The organism is Stenotrophomonas sp. YJH_SMC_131 (assembly GCF_059367975.1).
In genome coordinates this window covers 126,949-142,627 of the sequence record NZ_JCAFRJ010000004.1, presented here as the reverse complement: position 1 = coordinate 142,627, position 15,679 = coordinate 126,949, and the positions used below count along the sequence as shown (strand labels likewise).

The window sequence follows — 15,679 nt, the reverse complement described above, 5'->3', positions numbered from 1 at the left end:
CCACTCACTTTTCCTGCAGGAACGTCAGCAGATCCTGATTGACCTTGTCCTTGTGGGTGTCGGTCAGGCCATGCGGCGCACCCGGGTAGACAATCAGCCTGGCACCCTTGATCAGTTTCGCTGACTGGCGGCCAGAGATATCGATCGGCACGATCTGGTCGTCGTCACCGTGGATCACCAGGGTGGGGACATCGAACTTCTTCAGGTCGGCGCGGAAATCGGTGGCCGAGAACGCGGCGATCGAATCGTAGGTGTTCTTGTGGCCGCCCTGCATGCCCTGCGCCCACCACGCATCGATCAGCCCCTGCGACACCTTCGCACCGGGGCGGTTGAAGCCATAGAACGGGCCCGACGGAATGTCCCGGTACAGCTGCGCGCGGTTATCCATCTGTGCCTTGCGGATGCCATCGAACACTTCGATCGGCAGGCCGTTGGGGTTGTCGGCGGTTTTCAGCATGAACGGCGGCACCGAGCTGATCAGCACGGCCTTCTTGACCCGGCCGGTGCCATGCCGGCCGATGTAGCGCGCCACTTCGCCACCACCGGTGGAGAAGCCCACCAGGGTCACATCGTGCAGGTCCAGTGTGTTGATCACCGTGGCCAGGTCATCGGCGTAGTGATCCATGTCGTTGCCGTCCCACGGCTGGCTGGAGCGCCCGTGGCCGCGACGGTCATGCGCGATGACGCGGTAGCCATGGTTGGCCAGGAAGATCATCTGCGACTCCCAGCTGTCCGAATTCAACGGCCAGCCATGGCTGAAGGTCACGACCGGGCCGTCCTTCGGGCCCCAGTCCTTGTAGTACAGCTGCACGCCGTCGGCGGTGGTGATGTAGCTGGCAGTGCGCGCGATGGCGGTGACCGGAGCCGGCTTGGCTGGTTCGGCGGCCTGCGCGGACAGGCCGGCCTGGACCGAGAGGGCAAGGGCGGCAACGGCCAGGGTACGGGCGAAGGTGTTCATGCGGAAACTCTCATGGGTGGGTGGTGAGACGTACTTTGCGCCTGCAATCAGGCGTCCGGGTGATGAAGTGTCCGGATTTCTTGATAGATCGTCTTGCATGGATGTGCGCACACCAATCGCTCGCGATCGCCTGTTGACAAGGTAGAACGACCGTTCTACCTTGCAGCCATGAGCAAGCTCACCACCGACACCCAACAGAAGATCCTGGCCACGGCCGAGGCGCTGATCTACCAGAACGGGATCCACGCCACCGGCATGGACCTTCTGGTGAAGACCTCGGGCGTGGCGCGGAAGAGCATCTACCGCCACTTCGAGAACAAGGACGACGTGGCCGCCGCTGCATTGAAGGCGCGCGACGTGCGCTGGCTCGCCTGGTTCCGGCAGGAGTGCGAGAAGGCGGACAGCCCGGAAGCACGCATCCTCGGCATGTTCACCGTGCTCAAGAACTGGTTCCAGTCCGAGGGCTATCGCGGTTGCGCCTTCATCAATACCGCAGGGGAGGTCGGCGACCCTGCCGATCCGATCCGGGAAATCGCGCGGAATCACAAGCAGAAGCTGCTCGATTACACGCGGGAACTTACCGAACAACTGGATGTGGAGCAGCCGGCGGACCTGGCCCGTCAGCTGCTGATCCTGATGGAAGGCGCCATCACCCTGTCGCGCGTGATGGGTGATTACAGCGCCGCAGACACCGCGAAGGATGTCGCGAAGCTGTTGTTGGAACAGGCCAAGCGTTAGCGTCTGGGTACGCCAGATCCTTTGAAGCAACCCGTATATCCATTTCGATTGGAGGTCTCCCCGTGTCCGCAGAACAGCCCCGTCCGCCGCTTCCTCCGTTCACCCTTGAATCGGCCATGCAGAAGGTGCGTCTTGCCGAGGATGGCTGGAATTCCCGCGATGCCGACAAGGTGTCGCTTGCCTATTCGCTCGACACCCAGTGGCGTAACCGTGCCGAATTCACCAACGGCCGGGAGGAAGCCCGGCAGTTCCTGGCACGCAAATGGAACAAGGAACTCGAGTACCGCCTGATCAAGGAGCTCTGGGCTTTTACCGAAAACCGCATTGCGGTCCGCTATGCCTACGAATGGCACGACGACTCCGGCAACTGGTTCCGTTCCTATGGCAACGAAAACTGGGAATTCGGAGAGGATGGCCTGATGCAGCGCCGCTTCTCGTGCATCAACGACCTGCCGATCAAGGAAAGCGACCGCAAGTTCCATTGGCCGTTGGGGCTTCGCCCGGACGATCATCCGGGGTTGTCGGAACTGGGTATGTGATTCCCGCTGAGGCGCCTTCCGAAGCGCGCTCAGGTACGATGGGGCGGCCGGCATCTGCGCCGGCCGGGGCAGGGGCGCAATGGACATGCAGGCAGGGGGCGGCGTCGATCCGCCGGCAACGACCGATTCGCAGGAACTGACATTCCACTGGCTCTATCAGCGGGTGCAGGGTTTGGTTGAGCACAGCATCTACCCGAAGGCGGGCAGGGTGGAGACGTGGGCGTTCCGCATCGGCATGGGTGCGGCGATCGTCGGCATTCTCACAGGCCAGCTTCCGGATCGATGGCTGCCTGTCGGCGTAGTGCTCCAGGTGGTTGTTGCCTGCCTGGCAATCGAAATTGGAGGGTTCATTGTCGGGGGCGTCCTGGCCGCCCGCAGGGGCATTCGCCAGTTCAGTCAGCCTCGGCTCTCGCACGCGCGGGAGATGGATGGCGATTTCGCGCACTGGCAAGCGGTGGTGACCGAGCTTCGCGGATTCCCGCGCGTCCAGCGCGAGCGGCGCCTCAAGTACGTCAGTCACCTGCGCACAAACATGATTGAGCGCATGGGCATGATGTATGGCGGGCTGCAGCGGCTTGGACCATTCCCGCTGTTGATTGCCCTCTACCTGCAGTTCCGCGGATGGAAATGGGGCGACTGGGCGGGCGCTTTCGATGTTGGATTGCTAGGCGCACTGCTTATCTTCGCCATGGTGCTGCTGTACCTGCTGGGCTGGATGCTGATCGGCCTTCGCACCAGGCTGGATACCTACGTGGCATTGTTGGAGGGCTCTATCCACGAGCCCGAACCCTCGAAGCCAGCGCCGTGAGGGATAAACAGAACTGTGAGCCATCCAGTGAAGCATACGCATGGCTCAAGAGTGCCGCGCTGAAGAGTAAAAGTCGCGGTTGCCTGCATTGGTCGGATCGTACATGTCGCCGACTTCACAGGCCTGTACCCCGCAGATGGGCATAGTGCCCCTTGGGTAGTGTGAGCGCGTCCATCCAGCCACGGGATTTTCCCGAACGCCAGGAGGTCACTGTGCCAAGTTGTGATGAAGGAATGAAGTTGACGCGTCGCCAGGTGATCGCCGGCGGCGTCACGACCGTGGCAATGTCCGCCGCACCGGGGGCGTCATCGCTCGCCGCCGAACTGGCGACGCCCCCGCCGCCCAGGCCGCCGGTCATCAGCACGGTGGCGTTGACCGTCAACGGCAAGCGGCGGGAGCTTGAGCTCGACACGCGGACTACGCTGCTCGATGCCCTGCGCGAACATCTGAAGCTGACCGGGACCAAGAAGGGCTGCGACCACGGTCAATGCGGTGCCTGTACCGTGCTGGTCAACGGTGAGCGCATCAATGCCTGCCTCAGCCTGGCGGTGCAGCACCAGGGCGATGCCATCACCACCATCGAAGGGCTCGGAACCCCCGATGACCTGCATCCGATGCAGGCCGCCTTCATCAAGCATGACGGCTACCAGTGCGGGTACTGCACGCCGGGGCAGATCTGCTCGGCGGTGGCGGTACTGGACGAGATCAAGCGGGGTGTCCCCAGTCATGTGCAGGCAGACGTCAGCGCACGGCCCCGGGCCACCAACATGGAGATGCGCGAACGCATGAGCGGCAACCTCTGCCGCTGCGGGGCCTATTCCAACATTGCCGAGGCGATGGAAGAGGTTGCAGGCGTGACCCCTGCAGGGAGGCGCGCATGAGGGCCTTCAGTTACGAACGCGCGAAATCCCCGGCCGAGGCCGCCAAGGCCGTCGCCGGTATCGAGGGCGCGAAGTTCCTGGCCGGAGGGACCAACCTGCTCGACCTGATGAAGCTGGAGGTCGAGACGCCAGCGCACCTGGTCGATGTGCAGGACATCGGCCTGGACAGGATCGAACCCACCGACGAGGGCGGCCTGCGCATCGGCACGCTGGTCACCAATACCGCGCTGGCCTCGCATGAGCGCGTGCGCCGCGACTACGCGGTGCTGACCCGCGCGATCGTGGCAGGCGCCTCCGGGCAGCTGCGCAACAAAGCCACCACCGGCGGCAACCTGCTGCAGCGCACGCGCTGCCCGTATTTCTACGATCCCCATCTGCCCTGCAACAAGCGCCTGCCCGGGTCGGGCTGCGGCGCACTCGAGGGGTTCTCCCGGCAGATGGGCGTGATCGGCACATCGGACAGCTGCATCGCGACCTATCCGGGCGACATGGCGGTGGCCCTGCGGGTGCTGGACGCCTCGATCCAGACCGTCAGCGGTGACGGCAGTACGCGCAGCATCCCGATTGCCGATTTCCATCGTTCCCCCGGCGACAGGCCGCAGCAGGACAACGTGCTGCAGCGCGGTGAGCTGATCACCCACGTCACGCTGCCGAAGCCCCTGGGCGGTCGGCACGTGTACCACAAGGTACGTGACCGCGCGTCCTATGCGTTCGCACTGGTGTCGGTCGCTGCGGTCGTGCAGCGAGACGGGTCGGCGCGGTTCGCCTTCGGTGGGGTTGCGCCGAAGCCGTGGCGCGTCGAGGCAGCCGAACCGCTGCTGCGCGACGGCGTAAAGGCCGCGACCGGGCAGGTGTTCGCCGGCGCCCGTCCGACGCCGGAGAACGCATTCAAGATCGCGCTCGCCGAGCGCACCCTCGCGGCCGTGCTGGTGGAAGGAGAGCGCTGATGCCCCTTGAATTCAACGCCCCCGCCGGCGACAACCTGTTCGACAAGGCCAAGGTCGTCGGCAAACCGACGCCGCGCATCGACGGTCCGCGCAAGACCACCGGCACCGCCCCCTATGCCTACGAGCGCCACGACGTGGCGCCGAACCAGGCCTACGGCTACATCGTCGGTGCGGGTATCGGCAAGGGGCGCATCATTTCGATGGATGCCTCCCGCGCACGTGCCGCGCCCGGCGTACTGGCGGTCATCACCGCACCGGAAACCAAGCCGGTCGGCAAATCGAACTGGAACAACGCGCCGTTGTTCGGCGGACCCGAAGTGGCCCACTACCACCAGGCCATCGCCTGCGTGGTGGCAGAGACCTTCGAGCAAGCCCGCGCCGCCGCGGCGCTGATCCGCACCCGCTACGAGCGCAGCAAGGGCCGCTTCGATTTCCCGGCCCTGGCACCGACCGCGCCGCTGGCAAAGGGGCGTGACGGCAAGCCCGACCGGCAGGCGCTGGGCGATTTCGACACCGCCTACGCGAGCGCCGCGGTCAAGCTCGACGAGACTTATCACACCTCCGACGAAAGTCATTCGATGATGGAGCCGCACGCCACCATCGCCGCCTGGGAGGGTGACACGCTCACGCTGTGGACGGCGAACCAGATGATCGACTGGGCCAGGCAGGGCATGGCGGCGATCCTCGGCATCGACCCTGCCAAGGTGCGGGTGGACTCGCCCTATATCGGCGGCGGCTTCGGCGGCAAGCTGTTCATCCGCGCCGACGCGGTGCTGGCCGCGTTGTCGGCCAAGCAGGTCGGGCGACCGGTGAAGATCGCGCTGCAACGCCCGTTGATGCCCAACAACACCACGCACCGGCACGCCACCCTCCAGCGCGTGCGGATCGGCTGCGGAAAGGATGGCCGGATCTCCGCCATCGCCCATGAGAACTGGTCGGGCAACATCAACGGCGAGGATGGCGAAAACGGCACCCTGCAGACGCCCAAGCTCTATGCAGGCGCCAACCGCCTGGTGGCCAACTACATCGCCACGCTCGACATGCCCGAAGGCAATGCGATGCGCGCACCGGGTGAAGCACCGGGCCACATGGCGCTGGAAGTGGCGATGGACGAAATGGCCGAGAAGCTGGGCCTCGATCCGATCGCGTTCCGCATCCTCAACGAGCCCGAGGTCGTGCCCGGCGATCCGTCCAAGAAGTTCTCCGACCGCAACCTGGTGCGCTGCCTGCGCGAAGGCGCGGAGCGCTTCAACTGGAACAAGCGCAATGCCAAGCCGGCGCAGGTCAGGGAAGGGCATTGGCTGGTCGGCATGGGCGTGTCCGCGGGCTATCGCGGCGCACCGACGATGAAGTCGGCGGCGCGGGTCCGGCTTGACGGCCAGGGCGGGGTGATTGTCGAGACCGACATGACCGACATCGGCACCGGCTCCTACACGATCATCGCGCAGACGGCAGCCGAGACCATGGGCGTGCCGCTGGACCAGGTCCAGGTCACCCTCGGTGACTCCCGTCATCCCGCCTCCGCCGGTTCCGGCGGCCAGTGGGGCGCGGCAAGCTCCACCGCGGGCGTGTACGCGGCGTGCGTCAGCCTGCGCCGCAAGGTGGGCGAGAAACTCGGCTTCGACGGCGACACCGCAGACTTCGCCAATGGCCGCATCCAGGCGGATGGGCGGACCATCACGCTGGCGGAGGCGGGAACCCTGTCGGCGGAGGACGGCATTGCCTTCGGCGACTTCAAACAAGGCTACGACGTCGGCACCTATGCAGGACATTTCTGCGAGGTCGCCGTGCATGCCTACACTGGAGAGACGCGCATTCGCCGCATGCTTGCCGTATGCGATGGCGGCCGCATCCTCAATCCGCTGTCTGCACGCAGCCAGGTCATCGGCGGGATGGTGATGGGTGCGGGCGCGACCCTGATGGAGGAGCTGGTGGTCGACAAACGGCTTGGTTTGTTCATCAACCACGACCTGGCCGGCTACGAGGTTCCCGTGCACGCCGACATTCCGTACCAGGAAGTGGTCTTCCTCGACACGCTGGATCCGGTGATCTCGCCGATGAAGGCCAAGGGTGTGGGTGAACTGGGCATCTGCGGGGTTGGCGCCGCGATCGCCAATGCGATCTACAACGCAACCGGCGTGCGCGTGCGCAGCTATCCCATCACCCTGGACAAGCTGTTGCCCGGCTTGCCCGACATAGGCTGACGTTGCGCATGGACCGACCCGTAGCCTCGCCCACTCTGGAGGTCTCCGCCGCAGGCGGAGGGGAGCCCGGCGATCTTGCCGAGGACCTGTCCGCAGCGCCGGGCTTCCTCGCCGAAGGCAGCCCGCGCGGCGTGCTCGAGACGGCCTTGACGCGCGTGCGTGCGGGGGAGCACGCCGTGCTCGCGCTGGTGCTGGAAACCGATGGCTCCACCTACGCCGGTGCCGGCGACATGGTGCTGTTCTGCAACGGCGGCCAGGTCGGCTGGCTGAGCGGCGGATGCCTGGAGCCCGAGCTCGCGCGACGCGCGGAGCAGGTGAGCGCGGCAGGGCGGGTCGACTGGATCGAGATCGACACCCGCAGTGACGACGACCTGTTGAGCGGGTCCGCGCTCGGCTGCCGCGGCCGGCTTCGGATTGCGCTGCTGCCGTTGCGTGCCATGGCCGGCCTCGACGACGTCATTGAGGCTTGGCTGCGCGAGGGCGTGTCACTCCAGCGCGACCTTCGCACGTCGGGGCAGGTCGTTTTCCGTGCGGGCCATCGCGAGCAGGCGTGGCAGCTGCATCCGATGGAGGGTACGCAGCCCTTTGGCGAGGGTGCGTGGCGTTTGCCGTTGCCCCGGCTTCCGCGGGCCCTGGTGTTGGGGGGCGGTCCCGAAACGCCCTTCCTGGTTCCGCTGCTGCGCGGCCTGGGGTGGCGGGTCAGCGTAGCCGAACGGCGAGCGCGCTGGGCCTCAGCCGGGCAGTGCGCGGATGCGCATCTTCAGACCAGCCCGGCCGAGGCCCTTCATGGCGACCGTTGCGACGCGGCACTGGTGATGCATCACGATTTCGAACTGGACCGGGAGACGCTGGTGGCCCTGGCTGATACCAACGTCGCGTTCATTGGACTGCTGGGTCCGCGGCGAAGGCGCGAGGACCTGTTCAAGCTGCTGACACCGGATCAGCGCCACCGCCTTTCCCCGAGACTTCGGTCACCGGTCGGCCTGAACATCGGCGGCCGAGGGCCGGAGGCGATTTCGCTCAGCATCGCCGCGCAGCTGCAGCAATGGCGAAGCGCGGACGGCAGGTGACTGACGCGCATGCGGTCATCGTGCTTGCTGCCGGCGGGAGCACCCGACTTGGCCAGCCCAAGCAGCTTCTGACCCGGCAGGGCGAGACCCTGTTACATCGCGTAGTGCGGCTAGCGCTGGAGCTCGCGCCAGCGCAGGTCCTGGTCGTGGTGGGCGCGAACGCACAGGCAGTGACATCCAGCATTGCCGGGCTGGATGCCACGCCGGTAACCAATCCCCACTGGGAACGCGGCCTGGCGAGCAGTCTGCAGGTTGCCGGCGCACACCTGCTGCCCACGGTGACCGCGGTGATGGTCGTGGCATGCGACCAGCCCGCAATCGAGCGCTCGCATCTGCAGGCGCTGCTTTCCGGTGCCCGCGCCGCAGCGTCAACGTGCGCGGGCACCCGCCACGGAAATGCGCTTGGCGTTCCCGCAGTCGTGCCGCGCGCCTGGTTCACCCCTGTCGGTGCAGCCGGTGACCGCGGCTTCGGAGCGCGCCTGCGGCAACTTCCTGTCGATACGGTGCATGTCGTGCAGGCACCGGAACTGGCCCTGGATATCGATACGCCAGAAGATCTTGCGCGTGCGCGCGATGCGGGCTGGATCGATGCCGGGAGGTGACCCGCATGATCACTGGGCCAATGCCTGGCTCGCAGGTGACGAGCGGCAGGGCTGGAGCCCTAACCCTCGCTGCCCGCAGCCCTGTAGAGTCGAGCCATGCTCGACTACGGCACGCCACATCGCGCCCCATCAGGCACATCACTAGCAAGAATCTGCAGCACACGATCCAACAGAACAGGTTCCGGCACGTCAGCCAGCACCTGCTCCAGATAGCCCACCGGCTCCAGCTGCCATTGAAGTAGCGTGCCAAGCTGCAGAACGGCGGGCGCCCGCTGCTCCGCGTCCAGTGAGACCTGCAACAGCAGATGGTGCGAGCGCCCCTCCAGCCACAGCACGGGTATGCCCCGGCAATGAACCTGGAACTCGGCATCTCGGCGCCGCTCGACGAACTGGAAGCCCTGCCGTGGCCGAGAGTCCACGAACTGCATCGCCTGGCGGCGCAGCTGTGAAAATCGATCGTCGTTGATGCCTTGGAACGCGACGGGCGAGGGCACCGGCGTCGCAGGCCACAGCGCCTGTGCCGCAACCACCACCACAAGACAGAGCGCGTTGGCCGCCCAGCGGCACCACGCCACTCAGCCCTCCGGATGCAGTCGGGTACTTGCGTGTGCGGTAAGGCCGATTCCGGCCATGATCAGGCCCTCCATGACGCGAGGGCCAACATACTGCTCCAGCTCGCCGTTCTCGCGGGCGCGCTGTGCGGCCAGCAGGATCTCCAGCACCACCCGAAGGCCCGCCAGAGAGCAATCGGTATCTGCCAGGGCGATGCGTCGGCCGGGCATCTGATGGCGTTCCGGCCACGGCTGGCCATCGGAGGCGGCGCCCGAGCCGATACTGTGCAGCAGGGCGATGAGGGTGTTCGGATCCAGCCCGGGGCCGTTGGAGGGCGCGTCGTGGATCGGGTGCGGGGTAGGGGAGTGGGGCTGGTTCGGCCAGCTTGGCTCTGAGATCTTGGTCGGTGGCTGGTCGCCCCAACATAGGCGAATGATGGCCACCGCTTACGCCAAGAGCAGCAACTGATGGCCACCGCTTACGCCAAGAGCAGCAACGACCGACCAGCGGTAGTCCAGCCACTTGACGGCGGATTGGCGTCCCCTGGAGAGCCCTTGGTTGGCAGACCGGATAGCTTTGTTCCTGCCGATGTACTGGCATCTGGCAAGATTCAAGCGGCCTGGCTCAATGGGCAAGTAGGACGCAAGGTGGCCGACGGCCGACTTTTGGCGACTGTTCTGCGCGAGAACCAGGCGGTGATTCAGGATCTAGGTCAAATCTAGATCTTCGGGTGTCAACCCCGCCAGCGCCAAGATCCTGTCTCTTTTCATCTGCTTCCCCCAGAGGTTCCAGGCTCTGTCGGTAGACAATGTCTCTGTCACCTTACAGGCTGGGCAAGTCAGTTCGACGCCACCATCTACATCGACAAGTCCGCTACATCGACAAGTCCGCATCCCCGAAACATGCGTGACTCGTCCCCACATGCGCCGCACTTGGCCTGAAGCGTCTCGACGCGCTCGATCGTTCCGTTGAGGCGCAGCAAAGGACGGATCCTCAGGATCCGAAAAGCAGCTGGATAGGTCATGTGTCGTGCCGGTCAGGGGCTAGACACGGAGGCGAAGGATTCGCGCCCAAGAGGAGCCAAGTGCGGCCAGCGTACAGGATAAATTGTTAAGAATCCTCAAATTGACTTCACCCGTTGGCGCCGGTGCGAATGTCCTGGCGGAGACTCGACTCAGCAAGGCTTACCGCAATGGTTTGGCCGACAGCTGAACTCCATTCGGCCCCGGGCGGCAGGGAGAGTAAGCTCACCTTCAACCATTTGACCCGGGGCTCTTATGGATCTCATCAGACTGCTGCGATCGCTTGAGGAGTTCCTCTATGAACTCGTAGGGTGGCTGGTGTTCTACCCGCGAACCCTGTGGAGGGTGCTGGTGCAGCCGGGCGAGGTAGCGCACTACACGCGCCGAGAGTTCTCCAAAGATCCGGAACAACGATTCGCCGATGCCATCAGCCCTGTGCTGATGTTGATTCTGTCAGTGGTGCTGGCGCACGCATTGGAAATGTCTACGCGCACCGCCCCCCTCGCGGTATCAGGACCCGTAGGCAAGCTGCTGTTTGGGAGTGAGCAGGGGCTGCTGCTCACCCGTTCAGCTGCCTTCTGCATCTTCGCCCTGGGGGCGGCGCTAAGCACGCTGTGGCGACAGCGCCTGCCCGTCAACCGCGACACGCTGCGGGAGCCTTTTTCGATACAGGCGTTCATTGCGTGCCCATTTGTGATTCTGCTTGCAGTTTCGCAGGCAGTGGGCTCTGCTGGTGGAGACATTGCGCATGGCTGGGGTGTGGGGATCGGAGCGCTGGCAGTTGCATGGTACTTGTGGGCGCGCACGCGCACCTTCGTAGCACTGAACGGCACAGGGTACCTCCAGGCATTTGGCTTTGTACTCGGCTCCTTCCTGGTGACGCTGGCCCTGGTCGTCGCACTGACGCTCGCGTTGGTTCTCTAGATCAAGAGACCGGTTAGCAGCCGAGCCTGAAAACGAAATCCGATCAAATGACTAACAATCGGCTAACAACGGCCTAATTCTGCCTTAATCGGTGCGCTTCAGGATGCTGTCCCATGGACATGATCCCAGCGCCGATTCCCATGGCCCCGCATCCGGGCAGATTCGCCGAAGCAACCCTCATCGGGCCTGATCATCCGCTGCGTGGTCAGGTGCAGTCCTTCATCGCCGAGACCTATCGTCAGCGCTTCGGCGCGGAGATCCGCGAGTTCATGCCACAGCTGCTGGCCTACCGCGATTCGCAGGGCGCACTGGTGGCGGCAGTCGGGCTTCGACACGCAGACAGTGGCCCGCTGTTTGTGGAGCACTATCTGGATGCGCCCGTCGAGGCCGTGCTGGCGCAGCATCTTTCCAGTGCGCCTCAACGAGCACAGATCGTCGAGGTGGGCCACTTTGCGGCCACGACGGCGGGCATCGCACGCGAGTTGATCGTGCAGCTGGCCTGGGTCCTGCGCGCCGCCGATGTGGATTGGGTGATGTTCGTGGCGACGCAACAGCTGCGCAACGCGTTCGTCCGTCTGCATCTGGCACCGCTCGAACTGGTGCCCGCGCGTGCCGAGCGCATGGGCGACAGCGCGGGCGACTGGGGCCGCTACTATGAATCGCAACCGCGCGTGATGTGCGGCGATACCCGCGAAGGCATCGCCTTTCTTAGCGGAAAGGCCTGCTCGATAGACCCAATGGATACGGCCAGTTCCGTGGGGGTGGCCGGATGAGTGTTGATGCACAGCACGTCCTGCGCCTGCTGCAGCAGCATAGCCAGCCAGTGCTGACCGCTCAGGGGACGATGAGTGCGTCCGAGCTGCGGTCTCGCGTAATGGAACTGACACAGTGGCTGCAGCGGACAGGTATCACCTGCGTTGCCAGTCGCCTGGACAACGGCCCCGACTGGGTGGTGCTCGACCTGGCCCTTCGCATTGCCGAAGTGGTGCACGTACCGTTGCCCACCTTCTTCTCGGATGAACAAGTGCAGCACGCACTGCAGACCAGCGGTGCCCAGCTGCTGGTGCTGGCGGAGGGCGCGCCGCCGCCGTGCGGGATCACGGCCGCACCAATGGCGTTGCCGACACTGAGTGCGCACGGCTTAGGCCTGGACGCTCCTGCTGGCAGTACCCTGCCGCTTGGCACGGCCTGCGTGACCTACACCTCGGGCAGCACAGGGCGCCCGCGCGGCGTATGCCTTTCTGCCGGAACGTTGATGGCCACCGCCGCGTCATTGGCAGACGCCGCAGGTGACATCGCACCACGCCGGCATCTGTGCCTGATGCCGCTGTCGACGCTCCTGGAGAACGTCGCAGGATTGTATGCGGCGTTGTTGTCGGGCGCCGAGATCGCGCTGCCGTCCCTGCAGGAGATCGGTTACACCGGCGCAGCAGGGCTGGATATCCCCATGCTGCTGAGCTGCCTCAATCGTTACCGCCCCGAGAGCATCATCCTCGTGCCGCAGCTGCTTCTGGCCCTGGTCATGGCGGCAGAGCAGGGCGCTGAACTGCCAGCATCACTGCGATACCTGGCCGTTGGGGGAGGCCGGGTTTCTCCCGGTCTTCTGTCGCGGGCACGGCACCTGGGGTTGCCGGTGTTCGAAGGCTACGGCCTGACCGAGTGTGGGTCGGTGGTGTGCCTGAATCGTCCTGGTGCCCAGCGCGATGGCACGGTGGGGCGGCCCCTTCCACACGTGAGGGTGCAGATCGTGGACGGAGAAATCGTGGTGTCCGGCGCGCGTGCACTGGGCTATCTGGGCGACGAGTCGCTGCCGGAGGGGCCGATCCACACCGGTGATCTGGGACACATCGATGCCGACGGCTTCGTGCATGTGACTGGGCGGCGCAAGAACGTCTTCATCACGGCGTTTGGCCGCAACGTGTCGCCCGAATGGGTGGAGAGCGAACTGCTTTCGCACCCGGCCATCGCGCAGGCCCTGGTCTGGGGGGAAGGGCAGGCCGACAACCTGGCATTGCTGGTTCCGCGCATCGCGCAGCAGGGCTCCGGCGCGCTCGACGCGGCGCTGTCCACCATCAACGCCGGCCTGCCCGACTACGCGCGCATCGCGCGCTACGTCACCGTCGCGCCATTCAGTGCGAACGCCGGCCTGTTGACCGCCAATGGTCGCATTCGTCGCGAGGCCATCCTCGCCCACTACCAGGCAGAGATCGACGCCGCCTACCGGCGCCCTGCGTTCAGCACCATCGGAGACCCTGCATGAGCTTCCACGATCACCTTCTTGCCCAGACCGCCAGCGAGCGCCAGTCGCTGCTGGAGATTCCCATCATCAGCGATGCACTGGCGGGCCGCATCGACCGCGACGACTATTTGGCGTTCCTGCAGCAGGCGTACCACCACGTGCGCCACACGGTACCGCTGCTGATGGCCTGTGGCTCGCGCCTGCCTGCGCGCCTGGAATGGCTGCGGACCGCGATCGGTGAGTACATCGAAGAAGAGATGGGCCACCAGGAATGGGTACTGGACGATATTGCAGCTGCCGGTGGTGATCGGTCCGCTGCTGCAACATCCGAACCCGCACTGGCCACCGAACTCATGGTCAGCTACGCCTACGACACCATCCAGCGCGGGAACCCTGTGGGCTTCTTTGGCATGGTACTGGTGCTGGAGGGCACCAGTGTGGCGCTGGCAACGCAGGCTGCAAACACCCTGCAGACGTCGTTGGATCTTCCGCGCAACGCCTTCAGCTATCTGCTTTCGCATGGCGATCTCGATATCGAGCATGTCGGCTTCTTCAAATCGCTGATGGACAGGCTGGATGATCCCGGCGACCAGCAGGCCGTTGTCCACGCGGCACGCCGCTTCTACGTGCTGTACGGCGATATCTTCCGCACCCTGCGCAGTGGCGGTGCGCGTATGGCGGAGGCGGCCTGATGGACCTGCGTGGACGTACGGTCGTTCTGACCGGAGCCAGCGGCGGAATCGGAAGGTTGCTCTGCGGCGGCCTGGTGGGCGAGGGCGCGCAGGTCGTGGCGGTGGGGCGGGGCCGCGATCGGCTGCAGGCGCTCACCGACACGTTGCCGGAAGGGGGTGTCATACCGGTCGTTGCCGATATCGGCACGGCGGCGGGCCGCGGCACGTTGCTGGCGAAAATCGATGCGCTATCCAGGCCGCCTTCGGTGCTGGTCGTAGGCCATGCAAGCGCCGCCTTCGGACTGTTCGGCGCGCAGACCGAACAGGCGTTGGAGCAGCTGATGCAGACCAACCTGGTTGGCTCCATGCTGCTGATCCGCGCCTTGTTGCCCTTGTTGGAGCGGCAGTCGCACGCCAGCGTGGCCGTTCTCGGCTCGACGTTCGGCAGCCTGGCCTTCCCGGGTTTTGCCGCTTACAGCGCCAGCAAGTTCGGATTGCGCGGCCTGGTCGAAGGACTGGGCCGCGAGTATGCCGGCAGCACAGTCAAGTTCCAGTACCTCTCACCACGCGCCACCCGCACCGATTTCAACAGCGGCGCCGTGGATGCCATGAACGCTGAACTGGGCGTTTCCCACGACTCGGCCGAGAAGGTCGCGACGGCCTTGTTGCAGGCACTGCGCTCTGGCAATCCGCGCTTGCAGATTGGCTGGCCAGAGCGGCTGTTCGCCCGGTTGAACGGCCTGCTGCCCGAGCTGGTGGACCGTAGCCTCCGCAAACAGTTACCCATCGTCAGGCGCCACGCCAGCAGTGGCACCACCGCAGCGAGTTCTTCCGCATCCCCTCCCAGCAAGGACACCTCCCATGAAGCGCACGCAGGGTAAGACCATGTTCTATCTCATTCTTATTGCCGCCGCCGTATTGATCGGGGTCGCTGTGGCTGCCGAACCATCAGTGCCGGTGGCGCAGATCCGTGACCGCTGGGCCCAGATCAACTACCAGACGCCCAAGCCGCAGCGCGAGGCGGCGTTCATGGCCCTGTCCAAGCAGGCCGCGCAAGCCCGGCAAGCGGCCCCCAGGGATGCCGGTGCGCTGATCTGGGAGGGCATCGTGCTGTCCAGCCTTGCGGGCGAAAAAGGTGGCATGGGCGCACTCAGCCTGGTCAAGCAGGCCCGCGCCGATTTCGAGGCCGCGCTGAAACTGGATCCCCGGGCCCTGGATGGTGCGGCGTATACCAGTCTGGGCGCGCTCTACTACCAGGTTCCGGGGTGGCCGCTGGGCTTCGGGGATGACGATCAGGCGCGGCAGATGCTGAAGAAGGGGCTGGATATCGACCCCAATGGTATCGATGCCAACTATTTCTACGGCGACTTCCTGCGCGATCAGAAGGAGTGGGGCCCAGCACAGGCGGCGCTGCAGAAGGCACTGGCAGCACCAGCCCGGCCAGGAAGGGATGTGGCCGATGCCGGCCGCCGGCATGAGATCGAAGCCAAGCTGCACGATGTGATGGGCCATCTTGCAAAGTGA

17 protein-coding genes are annotated in these 15,679 nt (G+C 65.2%); 14 read left to right on the top strand and 3 right to left on the bottom strand.

The genetic code is table 11. The features are described 5' to 3' along the window. Positions 1 to 4: 4 nt before the first annotated feature. Positions 5 to 958 (bottom strand): alpha/beta fold hydrolase, encoded by a 954-nt coding sequence (locus AC5P56_RS10250; protein WP_049407332.1) that lies wholly within the window; start codon positions 956 to 958, stop codon positions 5 to 7. 168 nt (positions 959 to 1,126) lie between these two features. Here AC5P56_RS10250 and AC5P56_RS10245 point away from each other — a divergent pair, with 168 nt between their 5' ends. The 8 genes from AC5P56_RS10245 (at position 1,127) to AC5P56_RS10210 (ending at position 8,747) form a co-directional block, all read left to right on the top strand. Beyond that, entirely contained in the window at positions 1,127 to 1,696 is a 570-nt protein-coding gene (locus AC5P56_RS10245; protein ID WP_478440469.1) for a TetR/AcrR family transcriptional regulator, read from the top strand. Between the two features lie 116 nt (positions 1,697 to 1,812). Next, complete coding sequence (locus AC5P56_RS10240; protein ID WP_229653775.1) at positions 1,813 to 2,235, top strand: nuclear transport factor 2 family protein; 423 nt, start codon at positions 1,813 to 1,815, stop codon at positions 2,233 to 2,235. Positions 2,236 to 2,314: 79 nt separating this feature from the next. Then, positions 2,315 to 3,043: a hypothetical protein gene (locus AC5P56_RS10235; protein WP_262093945.1), complete on the top strand. Its 729-nt coding sequence runs from the start codon at positions 2,315 to 2,317 to the stop codon at positions 3,041 to 3,043. Positions 3,044 to 3,276: 233 nt separating this feature from the next. Further along, positions 3,277 to 3,924: an aldehyde dehydrogenase iron-sulfur subunit PaoA gene (gene paoA, locus AC5P56_RS10230; protein WP_111205747.1), complete on the top strand. Its 648-nt coding sequence runs from the start codon at positions 3,277 to 3,279 to the stop codon at positions 3,922 to 3,924. Further along, a complete protein-coding gene (locus AC5P56_RS10225; RefSeq protein ID WP_197556534.1) occupies positions 3,921 to 4,871 on the top strand; it encodes an FAD binding domain-containing protein in 951 nt (316 codons plus the stop codon). The genes paoA and AC5P56_RS10225 overlap by 4 nt, the downstream gene beginning before the upstream one ends. Beyond that, on the top strand, positions 4,871 to 7,075 hold the full coding sequence (paoC, locus tag AC5P56_RS10220; protein WP_495228428.1) for an aldehyde oxidoreductase molybdenum-binding subunit PaoC: 2,205 nt from the start codon (positions 4,871 to 4,873) through the stop codon (positions 7,073 to 7,075). Before AC5P56_RS10225 ends, paoC begins: the two co-directional genes overlap by 1 nt. Positions 7,076 to 7,083: 8 nt before the next feature. Next, positions 7,084 to 8,145: an XdhC family protein gene (locus tag AC5P56_RS10215; protein ID WP_495228387.1), complete on the top strand. Its 1,062-nt coding sequence runs from the start codon at positions 7,084 to 7,086 to the stop codon at positions 8,143 to 8,145. Continuing rightward, on the top strand, positions 8,121 to 8,747 hold the full coding sequence (locus AC5P56_RS10210) for a nucleotidyltransferase family protein (protein ID WP_495228389.1): 627 nt from the start codon (positions 8,121 to 8,123) through the stop codon (positions 8,745 to 8,747). Before AC5P56_RS10215 ends, AC5P56_RS10210 begins: the two co-directional genes overlap by 25 nt. Before the next feature lie 104 nt (positions 8,748 to 8,851). On the opposite strand, the gene AC5P56_RS10205 is transcribed toward AC5P56_RS10210, so the two are convergent. Further along, positions 8,852 to 9,322: a hypothetical protein gene (locus AC5P56_RS10205; RefSeq protein ID WP_495231605.1), complete on the bottom strand. Its 471-nt coding sequence runs from the start codon at positions 9,320 to 9,322 to the stop codon at positions 8,852 to 8,854. Beyond that, on the bottom strand, positions 9,323 to 9,697 hold the full coding sequence (locus AC5P56_RS10200) for a hypothetical protein (RefSeq protein ID WP_495202685.1): 375 nt from the start codon (positions 9,695 to 9,697) through the stop codon (positions 9,323 to 9,325). Positions 9,698 to 10,576: 879 nt separating this feature from the next. Here AC5P56_RS10200 and AC5P56_RS10195 point away from each other — a divergent pair. The 6 genes from AC5P56_RS10195 to AC5P56_RS10170 all read left to right on the top strand — a co-directional run bounded on the left by AC5P56_RS10195 (position 10,577) and on the right by AC5P56_RS10170 (position 15,679). Further along, a complete protein-coding gene (locus AC5P56_RS10195) occupies positions 10,577 to 11,245 on the top strand; it encodes a hypothetical protein (protein WP_108762001.1) in 669 nt (222 codons plus the stop codon). 113 nt (positions 11,246 to 11,358) lie between these two features. Further along, on the top strand, positions 11,359 to 12,018 hold the full coding sequence (locus AC5P56_RS10190; RefSeq protein WP_329767785.1) for a thermostable hemolysin: 660 nt from the start codon (positions 11,359 to 11,361) through the stop codon (positions 12,016 to 12,018). Beyond that, a complete protein-coding gene (locus tag AC5P56_RS10185) occupies positions 12,015 to 13,505 on the top strand; it encodes an AMP-binding protein (protein ID WP_425604358.1) in 1,491 nt (496 codons plus the stop codon). The genes AC5P56_RS10190 and AC5P56_RS10185 overlap by 4 nt, the downstream gene beginning before the upstream one ends. Beyond that, positions 13,502 to 14,176: an iron-containing redox enzyme family protein gene (locus tag AC5P56_RS10180; RefSeq protein WP_329767783.1), complete on the top strand. Its 675-nt coding sequence runs from the start codon at positions 13,502 to 13,504 to the stop codon at positions 14,174 to 14,176. The genes AC5P56_RS10185 and AC5P56_RS10180 overlap by 4 nt, the downstream gene beginning before the upstream one ends. After that, complete coding sequence (locus AC5P56_RS10175) at positions 14,176 to 15,036, top strand: SDR family oxidoreductase (RefSeq protein ID WP_133050544.1); 861 nt, start codon at positions 14,176 to 14,178, stop codon at positions 15,034 to 15,036. Before AC5P56_RS10180 ends, AC5P56_RS10175 begins: the two co-directional genes overlap by 1 nt. Beyond that, the gene (locus tag AC5P56_RS10170) at positions 15,017 to 15,679 is read left to right on the top strand and encodes a tetratricopeptide repeat protein (RefSeq protein WP_495231604.1); all 663 of its coding nucleotides are present in this window, start codon (positions 15,017 to 15,019) and stop codon (positions 15,677 to 15,679) included. The genes AC5P56_RS10175 and AC5P56_RS10170 overlap by 20 nt, the downstream gene beginning before the upstream one ends.